Source organism: Paractinoplanes lichenicola (assembly GCF_016785085.1).
Taxonomy (GTDB): domain Bacteria; phylum Actinomycetota; class Actinomycetes; order Mycobacteriales; family Micromonosporaceae; genus Actinoplanes; species Actinoplanes lichenicola.
In genome coordinates this window covers 97,951-110,252 of sequence record NZ_JAENHO010000014.1, presented here as the reverse complement: position 1 = coordinate 110,252, position 12,302 = coordinate 97,951, and the positions used below count along the sequence as shown (strand labels likewise).

Here is a 12,302-nt window from a genome sequence, read left to right as displayed (position 1 = left end):
TTAGGTACGCCGCCGTGGTGGCTCGCTCCGAAGTCTTTACGTATTCTCCCGAGGGCGTACGCAGATGAGCGGAGCCTGATGAAGAAGCGTTACTGGTCGATCCGTTCGAAGATCATCGTGTTGGCGGCCGTCCCGTTGACGGCCCTGCTGGCGCTGTGGCTCTTCGCGACGGCGCTCACCGCCGGACCGGCGTTCAACCTGCTGTCCGCCCGCACGGTGCTGGACAACGTCGGCAACCCCGGCATCGAGCTGGTCGGCCAGCTGCAGCGTGAGCGGCTGTTCAGCGTGGAATACCTCGCCGCCACCGGCCCGGTCTCGCAGTCCCTGCTCGATCAGCGCAGCGCCACCGACAAGCAGATCGCCGAGTTCCGCCGGCTCGCCGAGGGCGACGACGCGCGGGACGCCACGAGCGGCCCGCTGCGCGACCGGATCGACGCGTTCCTGGTCCAGCTGGAGAGCCTGACCGGCAACCGGGTCCACATCGACAAGCGGTCGATGGACGAGCTCGGCGCGCAAAACCTGTTCAACAGCGTGATCACCGCCGGCTTCCAGACGTTCGCGGCCACCGCCACCTTCAACGACCAGCAGATCGACGGCGAGCTGCGCGCGCTGACCACCGTCGGCCAGGGCCAGGAATATCTGAGCCGGGTCGACGCGCTGGTCGGCGGGGCCACGGCGGCCGGCCGGTTCACACCCGAGCTGCGCGGCCAGCTCATCCAGGACGTCGGCACCGCCCGCTTCCTGCTCGCCCGCGGCGTCGAGGACATGGCCGAGAGCGACCGCGCGGCGTACAACGACCTCAGCGGCGGCACCGCGTTCGACCGCCTCGACAGCCTGCTCGACCAGCTCGTGCAGCAGAGCCGCGACGGCGCGGCCACCCCGGTGAGCAGCGCCGAGTTCCGCCCGTCGTACGTGGCGGTCGCGCAGGAGCTGCGCGGGTTCGAGGTCGCGGCCACCGACGCCCTCACCGATCGGGCCCGCCCGGTCGCCGAGCGGGTGCTGCTGCGGCTGGGCCTGGCCGGCATCCTGGGGCTCGGCGCGCTGGCCTTCTCGCTCTACCTCTCCGTACGGGTCGGCCGCTCGATCGTCGGCCGCCTGCGCCGGCTGCACGGCGAGGCCCGCGAGATGGCCGCCGAGCGGCTGCCCACCGTGGTCCGCCGGCTGCAGCGCGGCGAGCAGGTCGATGTCGATGTCGAGACGCCGCCGCTGGAGTACGGCCGCGACGAGATCGGCCAGCTCGGCCACGCCTTCAACGACGTGCAGCGCACGGCCCTGCAGTCCGCGGTCGAGGAGGCGAACGTCCGGCGCGGCCTCAACGAGGTGTTCCTCAACATCGCCCGGCGCAGCCAGACCCTGCTGCACCGCCAGCTCGCGCTGCTCGACCGCATGGAGCGCCGCGAGACCGAGCCGCAGGAGCTGGAGGATCTCTACCGCGTCGACCACCTGGCCACCCGCATGCGGCGCCACGCGGAGGACCTGGTCATCCTGGCCGGCGCCGCCCCCGGCCGCGGCTGGCGCAACCCGGTCCCGGTGATCGACGTCGTGCGCGGCGCGATCAGCGAGGTCGAGGACTACAAGCGCATCGACATCCGCTCGGTCGAGTCCTCCTCGGTGCTGGGCCGCGCGGTCGGTGACGTCATCCACCTGCTCGCCGAGCTGCTCGAGAACGCCGCCTCGTTCTCCCCGCCGCACACCCGGGTCCAGGTCTCCGGCCAGGTGCTGCCCAACGGCTACGGCATCGAGATCGAGGACCGCGGCCTCGGCATGACCCCGGAGGCGATCGACGAGGCGAACCGCCGGCTGGCCGAGCCGCCCGAGTTCGATCCGGCCGACAGCGCCCGCCTGGGCCTGTTCGTGGTGGCCCAGCTGGCCCATCGGCACGGCATCCGGGTCTCGCTGCGGGCCTCCGCGTTCGCCGGGGTGACCGCGATGGTGCTGGTGCCGGCCGACCTGATCGTCGGGGCCGGGCCGGTCGCCGCGCTGCCCGAGGGCGGGTCCACCGGGGAGCGTCCGCTGGTCGGCTCGGGCCGCGGCGACCCGTCCCGCTCGCTGGCCGCGCTGCAGTGGCAGGGCGGCGAGCAGCTGCAGCAGGTCACCGCGTCGGGTCATCCGATCATCGACGGCACCGCGCTGCCCACCCCCGAGACCCACCAGCCCGTACGCGGGATGGTCACCGGCGGTCAGCACCGCGCCCCCGCGTTCCCGGGCGGCCCGGCCCCCAGCTCGGTGGCCGACGGGCTGAGCGAGGAGGGCCTGGTGCAGCGACGCCGGGTCCGTCGCCCGGCCGAACCGAGCGTGGATCCGGAGGCGACCGTGCCGGTGGCCGACCTGGGCCCGGTGCGGGCGGAGCTCGAGGCCCTGAACGCCGCGCCCGACCTGCCGCAACGGGCCCGCATCCCGGCGCCGCGCTCGGTGCCACGAAACTCGGCGCCGGCCGGGGCTCCGATGCCCCCGCCCCCGCCCCCACCGGCCCGGGGCGAGACCACGGAGGACGGTCTGCCCCGCCGGGTCCGTCAGGCCAACCTGGTGCCGCAGCTGCGCCGCCCGGCCGGTGAGGCCCCGGCCGAGCCCGAGCCCCAGCTGCGCTCGCCGGAGCAGGTGCGCAGCATCATGAGCGCGCTGCAGCTCGGCACCACCCGCGGCCGCATTGACGCCGATCGTTACCTTGAGTCGGGTGGCAGGTTCACTCCGAGTAACGACCCTGCCGCGCCCGGCGAGGGGGTCGGTGGTGGTGAACGTCATACACGTGCCAATTCCGCACATGAAGATCGGTCTAATGCGGATGACACGGGCATTGGCGGTCCCGCGAGCGCCGGATCCTTTGCGGATGCGGCTACCGTCAGTTTCCCGGCGATCGTGAACCTCACGCTCGCCCGGGACGAAAACGCGGCGCGGCAAGACACAGCAGCACGGCAAGACACAGCAACGCGGGACGAGGCACACGGGGATGCGGCCAATGGCGGGCCATCAACCGGGGGCGAAGACGTGACCAGGCCGGAAAAGGACGCATAAGTGACACAGACGACGAACCAGCGCGCGCATCTCACCTGGCTCCTCGACGATCTGGTGGAGCGGGTGCCCACGGCGCAGCAGGCGGTCGTGCTGTCCGCCGACGGTCTGCTCATGGGAGCGTCGGCCGGGCTGGCCCGCGAGGACGCCGAGCACCTGTCGGCCATGGCGGCCGGCTTCCAGAGCCTGGCCAAGGGCGCGAGCCGGCATTTCCGGGCCGGTCCGGTCCGCCAGACCGTGGTCGAGATGGAGGACGCGTTCCTCTTCGTCACGGCGGCCGGCCAGGGGGCGTGCCTGACCGTGCTGGCCTCGGCCGACGCCGACCTCGGCCTGATCGCGTACGAGATGGCCATGCTCGTCACCCGGGTGGGCCAGAACATGAGCGCACCCGGGCGGTCAGCCGCGATGCCCGATGCCGGCTGACCCGCCGCGGGCGGCGCACGACTGGCTCGACCACGACGCCGGCCCGGTCGTCCGCCCGTATGCGATGACCCAGGGCCGGGTGGCCCCCGAGGGCGGCGAGTTCGACTTGGTCGCGTTCGTGGTCGCCACCGCCGGCGAGGATCCGGGAGGCGCCGCGCTGCAGCCGGAGCACCACGCGATCGTCGCCGCCTCGTGGGAGCCGATCTCGGTCGTCGAGCTGGCCTCGGCCCTCGACTTGTCGATCGGAGTCGTCCGGGTCTTGCTCGGTGATCTACGCTCGGCGGGACTCATCTCGCTGTACGAACCCCCGGCGGCGTCCCAGCCGCACGATGTCGACGTACTCAAGGCGGTTGTCAATGGACTCCGTGCGCTCTGACCGCAACGGCGCATCGTCGCGCATCCCGGTCGCGCTCAAGATCCTGATTGCCGGTGGCTTCGGCGCCGGGAAGACCACAATGGTCGGCTCGGTCAGCGAGATCCGCCCGCTGCAGACCGAAGAGGTGCTCACCGGGGCCGAGGGCGCCGACGACACCGGCGGCGTGGAGGGCAAGACCACCACGACCGTGACGATGGACTTCGGCCGCATCACCATCACCGAGGATCTGCAGCTCTATCTGTTCGGCACCCCCGGGCAGGACAGGTTCTGGTTCCTCTGGGACGAGCTGTCGCAGGGCGCGCTGGGCGCCGTGGTGCTGGCCGACACGCGCCGGCTGGCCGACTGCTTCCCCTCGATCGACTATTTCGAGCAGCGCGGCACCCCTTTCGTCGTCGCGGTCAACTGCTTCGAGTCCGAGCAGCGCTTCGGCTCCGAGGCCGTGGGCCGGGCGCTCGACCTCGACCCCGACGTGCCGGTCGTGCTGTTCGACGCCCGCGAGCCCACCGGCGCCCGCAACGTCCTGATCGAGCTGGTCGAATACGTCGCCCGCAGGCAGCTAGCGACCGCCGCCTCGCGCTGACCGCTGTGCCACGGCGGCCAGCGCGGCCACGCCGGCCTGGTGCGTGGCGATGATCGCGCCGTGGATCGCGGCCAGCAGCGCGGTCCCGAACCAGATCGAGATGCCGGCCGCCTCGGCCCCGCTGACGGCGTCGCCGTCGTCGAGCGGCGACGGGTCGACGGCCATGAAGACGAACGCGATCACCAGCAGGCCGGCATACACCCCGGCCGCCGCGAAGAGCCGCCGGGCGTGGTGGTGCACCGCGGCGTACACGAAGTAGATCCACGCGCCGGTGGCGAAGGTGACCAGCGGCGTCAGGACGGCGAAGAGCACTTCGACGTACGGGATCCGCAGTCGCACCGGCGGCCCGTCGTCGACCACATAGGCCGGCGCGGGGGCGGCCGGCATAAGAGGCGCCTGGTCGCCCCGCAGCACGCGCCGGTGCGTCTCCTGCAGCAGCTCACCCGGCTCCGTGCCGAACTGCTCGACCAGGTAGTCGCGGGCGCTGCGGAAGGCGGCCAGGGCCTCGGCCTGCCGCCCGCTGCGGGACAGCGCGATCATCAGATGCGCCCGCAGCCCCTCGCGCAGCGGGAACTGCTCGACCAGCCGGGCCAGCTCGGGCACCAGCGCGGCGTCGCGCCCCCGGCCGAGCTCGAGCTCGGCCCAGCGCTCCCACGCGGTCGCGTGCCCCTCGGCCAGGCGGGCCCGCGCCGAGTCGAAGAACGGCCCGGTGAGCCCGGCCAGGGCCTCACCACGCCACAACCCCAGACCGGCGCGCACGAGCTCGGCCGTCGGGGCCCGGGTGGCCGCCTCGGTGAATTCGTGGGCGTCCACGGTGTGCCCGTCGAGGCGGAGCACGTAGCCGGCCGGGGTGAGCGCCACGAGCTCACCCGGCGTGCGCGGCGCGCGGTCGGGATCGAGCACGCGCCGCAGCCCGGCGATGTGCTTCTGCACGACGTTCGCCCCGTTCTCGGGCGGCTCGTCGCCCCAGACCGCGTCGACGATCTGGTGGGTCGGCACCGCCCGGCCGGCGTTGACCAGCAGCACGGCGAGCACGGCGCGTTGCTTGGCCGGGCCGAGGTCGACCGGCACCCCGTCGCGCAGCACCCGCAGCTCGCCGAGCATCTCGAACCGCACGCAAACTCCCCCCGATGCGCTGGCCTGCGCAAACAGCGAAACGGAAGCGCGACGGCAGCGGCAGCAGCATAGCCGCAGGGCGATGGCAGCGACGCCCGGCAGCGTCGTCGCCATGAAGCGCCTCGCTGGAATCACCGTCCTTGTTGTCCTTACCACCACCGCCGGTTGCGGCCTGGTCGGCCGAGCGGCCGGCCCCGCCGGGACCACCGCGCCGCCGGCCACACCGCGCGAACAACTCCTCCAGGCCGTGCCGGACGAGAAGACGCCCGCCTTCGCCTTCGACGTCAAGGGCGGCGTCACGCCGATCTCCGGTGTGCTCGACGCCCCGCGCGAGACCTTCCGGGTGCAGGTCGTGCACACCGAGCCGGACGCCGGCTTCTCCATGACCATGTATGCGCTGACCGTCCGGGAGAAGGCCTGGATGAAGATCTTGTTCAAGCCGGCGAAGGTGCCGGGCCTGCCGGAGGTGCCCCGCAAGTGGCTGGTCGTCGACCCGGCAAAGGTCAAGGACCCGGAGGTCGCGCCGTCCGGCTACGACGGTGACACCGATCCCGGCTATGCCGCGTCGGTGCTGCGGGCCGCGGCCGCCGTGGCCCGGGCCGGCGACGGCCACTACACCGGCACCACCGACCTCACCGCCTCGACCGAGGCCGAGATCGTGACCGACGCGCGGTTGAAGGCGCTCGGCCCGAAGGCCAAGACGGTGCCGTTCGAGGCCGACGTCGACGGCGACGGGCGCCTGACCTCGCTGCTCGTCAAGATCCCGGCGGCCGGGAAGGCGAAGGCCGAGACCTATCACGTCCGCTACACCGGCTTCGGCGCGACGAAGACGCCGGTCGCCCCGACGGCGGCCGAGCAGATGAAGGCCACCCCGGTCGTCTACGACCTGCTGAACAGCTGAGGGGCGGCGGGGGCCGGGGCGCGGGACCGACGGGGGTCCGCGCCCCGGCCGCCGGGTGTGATGAGATCAGCCCCATGGGCGCGAGTGATGAGCACGTCTTCGTCGGTGGCTACACGGCGGACAAGGGTGGTGACGGCGAGGGCATCGTCCGGCTGCGGCGCGATCCCGCGACCGGCGAGCTGACCGGGCCGGCCGTCGTGACCCGCACGCCGAGCCCGTCGTTCCTGACCCAGCACCCGGCGCTGCCGGTCCTCTACGCCGTGAACGAGCTCGACCCCGGCGGCACGGTCAGCGCCTTCACGGTCGATGCCACCGGTGACCTCACGCCGCTGGCGAGCCGCCCCACCGGCGGCAGCGACCCGGCCCACCTCGCGGTCACCGCCGACGGCCGGCACCTGCTGGTGGCCAACTACGGCACCGGCTCGGTCGCCGTCTTCCCGCTCGACGCCGACGGCGCCCCGGGCGAGCGCACCGACCTGCTCACGCTCACCGGCAGCGGCCCGGTCGCCGACCGCCAGGCCGGCCCGCACGCGCACATGGTGTTCCCGGTGCGCGACGAGGTGCTGATCGCCGACCTCGGCTCCGACAAGGTGTGGCGGGCCCGGCTCGATCCGGTTTCGGGCCGGCTGACGCTGCACGGGGCCGCGGTCTCGGCCCAGCCCGGCACCGGCCCGCGGCACGTCCGCTTCTCGCCCGACGGCGCACTGTTCGTGGTGGGCGAGCTCTCCGGCGACCTGACCTGGTGGAGCCCCGGAGCCGAGGGCTCGCTCGACCTGGCCGGTCAGGCCGCGTCCACCACGGCCGAGGGGGAGAACTACCCGTCCGAGATCGTGGTGCGCCCCGAGGGCCGTTTCGTCTACGTCGCCAACCGCGGGGCGAACACGGTGGCGACCTTCGCGTGGGACGGCGAGGCGGCGACGCTCGTGGCCGAGACGCCTGCCGGGGGTGACTGGCCAAGGCACATGATCCTGGTCGGGGATCACCTCTACGTAACCAATCAGCGATCACAGAGCGTGACGATCTTCCGGATCGATCCCGAGACCGGCGTGCCCGCGGCGCCGGGTGACTCCGTGTCCGCCGCCAGCCCGACATGCGTCCTGCGCTGGAATGCCGTCGGCGGCAGGTAACGTACAGAGCGGGATAGATGGTGATCATCGTTGAGCCGGGGACAAATCCGGCACAGGCCGCCACTGATCGAGATGACGTCACCACGCGCAGTGACGCATGATGCCAAGAATTCCAATCCGAGTAACTTTCGCCCGAACGTATATGGCATTCGGGTACGCAGATGCGCACTATGGAGCGCGTGTCAGGCCGCCATCGTAGAAACTTCAATCTAAGAGGAGCGGGCATCGTCGGAGCTGCGATGGCGATAGTCGTCGTAGTGGCGGGGTCCTACTTCGGATACCAGCAGCTTTCCGACGACGGGTGCTCCGGTTCGATCCGGTTGACCGTCGCCGCGACTCCCGAGATCGCCCCCGCGATCGACCAGGTCGCGCAACGCTGGGTGCAGGACGGCGCGAACGTCGACGGCACGTGTGTCGCCGTCGCTGTCGACGACGTCAACTCCATGACCATGGCCGCGGCCGTGGCCGGCGAGCACAAGGTGCAGCTGGCCGGTGTCGGCACCGCGGCCCAGGCGGTCAAGGTGCCCGACCTCTGGATCCCCGACTCCTCCACCTGGATCCTGCGGCTCAAGTCCGAGGCGCCCGGCTTCGTGCCCTCCGACGGCAAGCCGATCGCGCAGAGCCCGGTCGTCGTGGCCATGCCCGAGCCGGTCGCCAAGACCATCGGCTGGCCGAACAACAAGCTCGGCTGGGCCCAGCTGCTCCAGCAGATGCTGACCAACACCCGCCTGAACACCGGCATCGCCAACCCGCAGCGCGACGCGGCCGGTCTGTCCGGCCTGCTCGCGCTGGGCCAGGCGGCCGGCGCCGGCGACACCGGCCAGCAGGTCAAGGTCAAGGCCCTGTCCGCGCTCGCGACCAACGCGTCCAACCTGCGCGACGAGCTGATCGAGACCTTCCCCCGCTCGGCCGACCCGTCGGACATCGGCGGTGGCCTCAGCGCGGCGCCGATCTCCGAGCAGAACGTGGTGGCCTACAACGCCGCCAAGCCGCCGGTGCCGCTGGTCGGGCTCTACCTCGAGCCGAGCCCGATGCCGCTCGACTACCCGTTCGCCGTCATGCCCGAGACCGACCTGCCCAAGCAGCAGGCCGCCGCGGGTCTGCGGGCGCAGCTGTCCAGCGGCACGTTCAAGAACGCCCTCGGCGCGGCCGGCCTGCGCGCGCCGGACGGCTCGTTCGGCTCCGGCTTCGCCCGCCCGCTGGGCGCGCCCGACGCGTCCCCGCCCGCCAGCAACTCGGTCGGCGGCAACGGTGAGAACGGCGGCACGGCCGCGGCCGGCCTCGACGCCAGCGCGCTGAGCCAGGTGATCGGCAGCTGGACCGCCATCACGCAGCCGGGCCGGGTGCTCGCGGTCTTCGACGTCTCCGGCTCGATGAACACCAAGGTGCCGACGGCCAACAACCAGACCCGCGCCGCGGTGACCCGCAAGGCGGCGGCCGCCGGTCTCAACATGTTCAGCAACAAGTGGGCTGTCGGCGTGTGGCTGTTCTCGACCGAGTTGGTCGGCTCGAGACCCTGGAAGGAGATCGTGCCGATCACCCCGCTCGCGTCGGGCCGGCCTCAGCTCCAGGATTCGATCAGCCAGATCGTGCCGAAGCAGAACGGTGACACCGGCCTCTACGACACGGTGCTGGCCGGCTACAAAGAGGTCAAGAAGACGTGGGAGCCCGGCAAGGTCAACTCCCTCATCCTCTTCACCGACGGCAAGGACGAGGGCAGCAAGATCAAGCTCGAGCAGCTGAAGGCGGAGCTCAAGCGGCTCAACGACCCGAAGGAGCCCGTGCGTCTGGTCATCATCGGCATCGGTGACCAGGTCGACCAGGACGAGCTTCAGGAAGTCGTGAAGGAGACCCCCGCCGGTGGTGTCTTCGTCACCAAGGACCCGGCCAAGATGAGCCAGATCTTCGTCGAGGCCATCGGCCGCCGCACCGGCGCGTCCGGCAGCTAGTCCGCGCTTTCCCCGATCGGGGCCGTCACCGCGAGGTGGCGGCCCCGTTCAGGTTCGCGGGCCGTTCCAGTCCAGGCAGACGGCGACCGCGTCGTCCTCGAGCTCGGCGTCGCCCACGAACACCCGCAGATCACCCAGCAGCGAGCGCACGGCCTGCAAGGGCACCAGCGGCCCGGTACGCCGCACGAATCGCGCCAGCGCGGCGTCGCCGTACCGTCCGGTCGCCGCCACCGCCTCGTAGACCCCGTCGCTCACCAGCATCAGCCGGTCGCCGGGCTCGAGCCGGAAGCGCTGCACCTGATAGTCCGTCTCGTCGAACATGCCGAGCGGGAACTCCTGCTCCAGCGTCTGCTCGCGCACCTCGCCGTCGCGCAGCAGCAACAGCCGGGGCGAGCCCGCGTCGACCGCCTGCACCTCGCCGGTGACCAGATCGAGCTCGAGCAGCAGGGCCGACACGTGGGCCACCCCCCGGTGCTCGGCGAAGATCGCCTGGTCGGCCAGCGCGGCCTGGTCCGCCAGCGGAATCCCGGCCCGGCGGGCGTTGCGCAGGGCGTAGGTGGCGAGCGCGGTCAGCAGCGAGGCCGACACGCCGTCGCCCATGCCGTTGAGCACGCTGAGCGACAGCCGGCCGTCCTCGTCGGACCAGTCGAAGCTGTCCCCCCGTACGTCGTAGGACGGCTCGAGCTGCCCGGCCAGGCCGAACGCCGGGCGCATGCGGCTGCGCCCGGGCAGCAGCTCCCACTGCATCTCGGCGGCCAGCGTGAGCCGCCGGGTGCGCGCGATCGCCTGATAGCGGTCGGTGCCGGACCCGGCCGACTGCAGCTCGTGGGCCAGCGCGACCCCGATCTCGGCCAGCTCCGCCACCGCCGAGTCGTCATCCGGGGCCGGCGAGCAGGCCAGCACTCCGATCCGCTCGCCGCGCCCGGAGACCGGCACGAAGATCACATCGTTTTCCGGCACCGGGGCCTGGTGGTCGAAGCAGCGCCAGGCCGGGTCGCCCGGACGGGTCCGGCTGTCGTCGCCGAAGACCGGCACGAGGGCGGCCAGACGGTAATCCACCAGGTACAACTCGGTGCGGGAGGCCCCGTACTCCTTGGCCAGTCCCTCGGCCAGGCGGTCCGGAACGATGTCTGCGGCCGCGTCGGTGAGAATCCGCCGAACCGTCAGTAGCCTGTCGATCAATGACGACCTCCTCGAACAGACACGGACGTACGAGTAGTCTCTGCTGCACCATGGCCGTTTACCATGGGTCGGACGGGCCTGACCCCATGCACGCCGCGGCGATCGACGACGCCGCGAAAGCCTTGCTGCTCGCGTGGGACGTGGCCCGCGAACAGGTCACGCCGCGGATGTCCTCGGTCCAGCTGAACGCGCTGCTCGCCGTCGAGCGCTCCGAGGGCCTCAATCTCGGCGGTCTGGCGGCCGAGCTGGGCATGCTGCTCTCCTCGGCCAGCCGCCTGTGCGACCGCCTGGTGGCCTCGGGCATGGTCGAGCGGGTGCCGGGCCGGGCGGACAGGCGCGAGATCGCCCTCTATCTCACTCCGGCGTCGCGCACCCTGCTGGCCGAGCTGCGCCGCATCCGGCGTCGCGCGCTCACGGGCGTCCTGGAAAAGATGTCTTCCGGCGGTCGGGCGGCGCTGCTGCGGGGGCTCACCGAGTTCGCCGCGGCGGCGGAGGAGGGCAACGGCTCCGCCTCGGCTCAGACGGCCTGAGCGCGCGCCAGCCATCCCGCCGGGTCCTCCTGCACGTCGCGGATGACCGCGTCGGCCGCGCCGAGCATGGCCGCGTCGGCGCCCAGGGCGGCCGGGCGCACGGTCACCGGGGCGAGCCCGGCGGTCAGCACCCGGCGGCGTAACTCGGCCTCGATGCCCTCGCTCAGCCGGGCGAACTCCGGCGCGTAGCCACCACCGAGCACGATTACCCCAAGATCGAGCAGATTCACCACGGCCGACAGCGCGATCCCGAGCGCGGCCGCGGCCAGGTCGGGATCGGCTGCCACGGCCTCCTGACCCGCGTACTGCTCGAGGCAGCCGTTCGCCCCGCAGCGGCAGGGCCGCCCGTCGGGATAGACCGTGACGTGCCCGATCTCGCCGCTCCAGCCGCGGCCGCCGCGATAGAGCACGCCGTCGAGCACGATGCCGGCGCCGATGCCGATCTCGCCGGAGACGTAGACGAAGCTGGGCTCCGTGCCGTCGGCCCGCAGCTCGCCCAGCGCGGCCAGGTTGGCCTCGTTGTCGACGGTGATCGGCAGCCCGGCCAGCTCGGGCACGCGGACGTCCTGCCAGCCCAGGTTGGGCGCGACCCGCACGAGACCGCCCGGCGCGACCAGGCCCGGCACGGCGAGCGCGGCGCCGGCCAGGGTGAGCCCGTCGGCCTCGGCCGCCGAACGGGCCCGCACGGCGAGCACGTCCAGCTCGGCCAGGGCCGCCGCGGGGGAGAGCAGCCGCTGGTCACCGCGGGCGACGAAGCGGTGCCGCACGACTCCGGTCAGATCGACCACGCAGGCGGCCTGATAGTCGACGTTGATCTCGAGGCCGAGCCCGGCCGGGCCCTCGGAGGAGAGCGCCAGGCCGGCGGCGGGGCGGCCGGCCCCCGTACGGGGGGCGGGGTCGTGCTCGGTGAGCAAACCACCCGCGATCAGGTCGTCGACGAGCGCGGAGACGGTGGCCCGGGTGAGCCCGGTCGAGCCCGCGATGGCCGCCCGGGATGGCCGGTTCGCGCTGTTTGCCACTGTCTGCAACACGAGCGCGAGATTGTGGGCACGCACGCTCGATTGCCGGACGGGGGCCCGGGAAGCATTGAGGATGCGGCCGTTCATGGC

General features: G+C 72.4%; 11 protein-coding genes. 8 read left to right on the top strand and 3 right to left on the bottom strand.

Translation table 11 applies throughout. The features are described from left to right. Positions 1-78: 78 nt before the first annotated feature. Genes JKJ07_RS39655 through JKJ07_RS39640 form a run of 4 tightly spaced genes read left to right on the top strand, consistent with a single transcriptional unit; the run spans position 79 to position 4,388 of the window. Entirely contained in the window at positions 79-3,012 is a 2,934-nt protein-coding gene (locus tag JKJ07_RS39655) for a nitrate- and nitrite sensing domain-containing protein (protein WP_202997161.1), read from the top strand. After that, positions 3,013-3,432, top strand: a complete 420-nt coding sequence (locus JKJ07_RS39650; protein WP_184953320.1) for a roadblock/LC7 domain-containing protein — start codon at positions 3,013-3,015, stop codon at positions 3,430-3,432. It abuts the gene before it with no gap. Continuing rightward, positions 3,422-3,808 (top strand): DUF742 domain-containing protein, encoded by a 387-nt coding sequence (locus JKJ07_RS39645; protein WP_202997160.1) that lies wholly within the window; start codon positions 3,422-3,424, stop codon positions 3,806-3,808. Before JKJ07_RS39650 ends, JKJ07_RS39645 begins: the two co-directional genes overlap by 11 nt. Further along, positions 3,789-4,388: a GTP-binding protein gene (locus tag JKJ07_RS39640; protein WP_202997159.1), complete on the top strand. Its 600-nt coding sequence runs from the start codon at positions 3,789-3,791 to the stop codon at positions 4,386-4,388. The genes JKJ07_RS39645 and JKJ07_RS39640 overlap by 20 nt, the downstream gene beginning before the upstream one ends. Here the strand turns inward: JKJ07_RS39640 and JKJ07_RS39635 are convergent. Further along, a complete protein-coding gene (locus JKJ07_RS39635) occupies positions 4,365-5,504 on the bottom strand; it encodes an AfsR/SARP family transcriptional regulator (RefSeq protein WP_307834642.1) in 1,140 nt (379 codons plus the stop codon). The two genes, JKJ07_RS39640 and JKJ07_RS39635, sit on opposite strands and share 24 nt — an antisense overlap. Before the next feature lie 112 nt (positions 5,505-5,616). Here JKJ07_RS39635 and JKJ07_RS39630 point away from each other — a divergent pair, with 112 nt between their 5' ends. The 3 genes from JKJ07_RS39630 to JKJ07_RS39620 all read left to right on the top strand — a co-directional run bounded on the left by JKJ07_RS39630 (position 5,617) and on the right by JKJ07_RS39620 (position 9,481). Next, a complete protein-coding gene (locus JKJ07_RS39630; protein ID WP_202997158.1) occupies positions 5,617-6,405 on the top strand; it encodes a hypothetical protein in 789 nt (262 codons plus the stop codon). Positions 6,406-6,479: 74 nt separating this feature from the next. Continuing rightward, entirely contained in the window at positions 6,480-7,532 is a 1,053-nt protein-coding gene (locus JKJ07_RS39625; protein WP_202997157.1) for a lactonase family protein, read from the top strand. A gap of 239 nt (positions 7,533-7,771) precedes the next feature. Continuing rightward, positions 7,772-9,481, top strand: a complete 1,710-nt coding sequence (locus JKJ07_RS39620) for a substrate-binding and VWA domain-containing protein (protein ID WP_202997156.1) — start codon at positions 7,772-7,774, stop codon at positions 9,479-9,481. A gap of 48 nt (positions 9,482-9,529) precedes the next feature. Here the strand turns inward: JKJ07_RS39620 and JKJ07_RS39615 are convergent, their stop codons facing one another. Beyond that, positions 9,530-10,663 (bottom strand): PP2C family protein-serine/threonine phosphatase, encoded by a 1,134-nt coding sequence (locus JKJ07_RS39615; protein WP_202997155.1) that lies wholly within the window; start codon positions 10,661-10,663, stop codon positions 9,530-9,532. A 50-nt stretch (positions 10,664-10,713) separates the two neighbouring features. Here JKJ07_RS39615 and JKJ07_RS39610 point away from each other — a divergent pair, with 50 nt between their 5' ends. Continuing rightward, positions 10,714-11,193, top strand: a complete 480-nt coding sequence (locus tag JKJ07_RS39610; RefSeq protein WP_236030676.1) for a MarR family winged helix-turn-helix transcriptional regulator — start codon at positions 10,714-10,716, stop codon at positions 11,191-11,193. Here JKJ07_RS39610 and JKJ07_RS39605 read toward each other — a convergent pair. Continuing rightward, positions 11,181-12,299, bottom strand: a complete 1,119-nt coding sequence (locus JKJ07_RS39605; protein WP_202997154.1) for an ROK family protein — start codon at positions 12,297-12,299, stop codon at positions 11,181-11,183. The two genes, JKJ07_RS39610 and JKJ07_RS39605, sit on opposite strands and share 13 nt — an antisense overlap. Positions 12,300-12,302 lie beyond the last annotated feature (3 nt).

Bases quoted from the DNA above. Each gene is read 5' to 3' on its own strand.
- JKJ07_RS39655 (WP_202997161.1), top strand. From the start codon at position 79: ATGAAGAAGCGTTACTGGTCGATCCGTTCGAAGATCATCGTGTTGGCG.
- JKJ07_RS39645 (WP_202997160.1), top strand. From the start codon at position 3,422: ATGCCGGCTGACCCGCCGCGGGCGGCGCACGACTGGCTCGACCACGAC.
- JKJ07_RS39640 (WP_202997159.1), top strand. From the start codon at position 3,789: ATGGACTCCGTGCGCTCTGACCGCAACGGCGCATCGTCGCGCATCCCG.
- JKJ07_RS39630 (WP_202997158.1), top strand. From the start codon at position 5,617: ATGAAGCGCCTCGCTGGAATCACCGTCCTTGTTGTCCTTACCACCACC.
- JKJ07_RS39625 (WP_202997157.1), top strand. From the start codon at position 6,480: ATGGGCGCGAGTGATGAGCACGTCTTCGTCGGTGGCTACACGGCGGAC.
- JKJ07_RS39620 (WP_202997156.1), top strand. From the start codon at position 7,772: ATGGCGATAGTCGTCGTAGTGGCGGGGTCCTACTTCGGATACCAGCAG.
- JKJ07_RS39610 (WP_236030676.1), top strand. From the start codon at position 10,714: ATGGCCGTTTACCATGGGTCGGACGGGCCTGACCCCATGCACGCCGCG.
- JKJ07_RS39605 (WP_202997154.1), bottom strand. From the start codon at position 12,299: ATGAACGGCCGCATCCTCAATGCTTCCCGGGCCCCCGTCCGGCAATCG.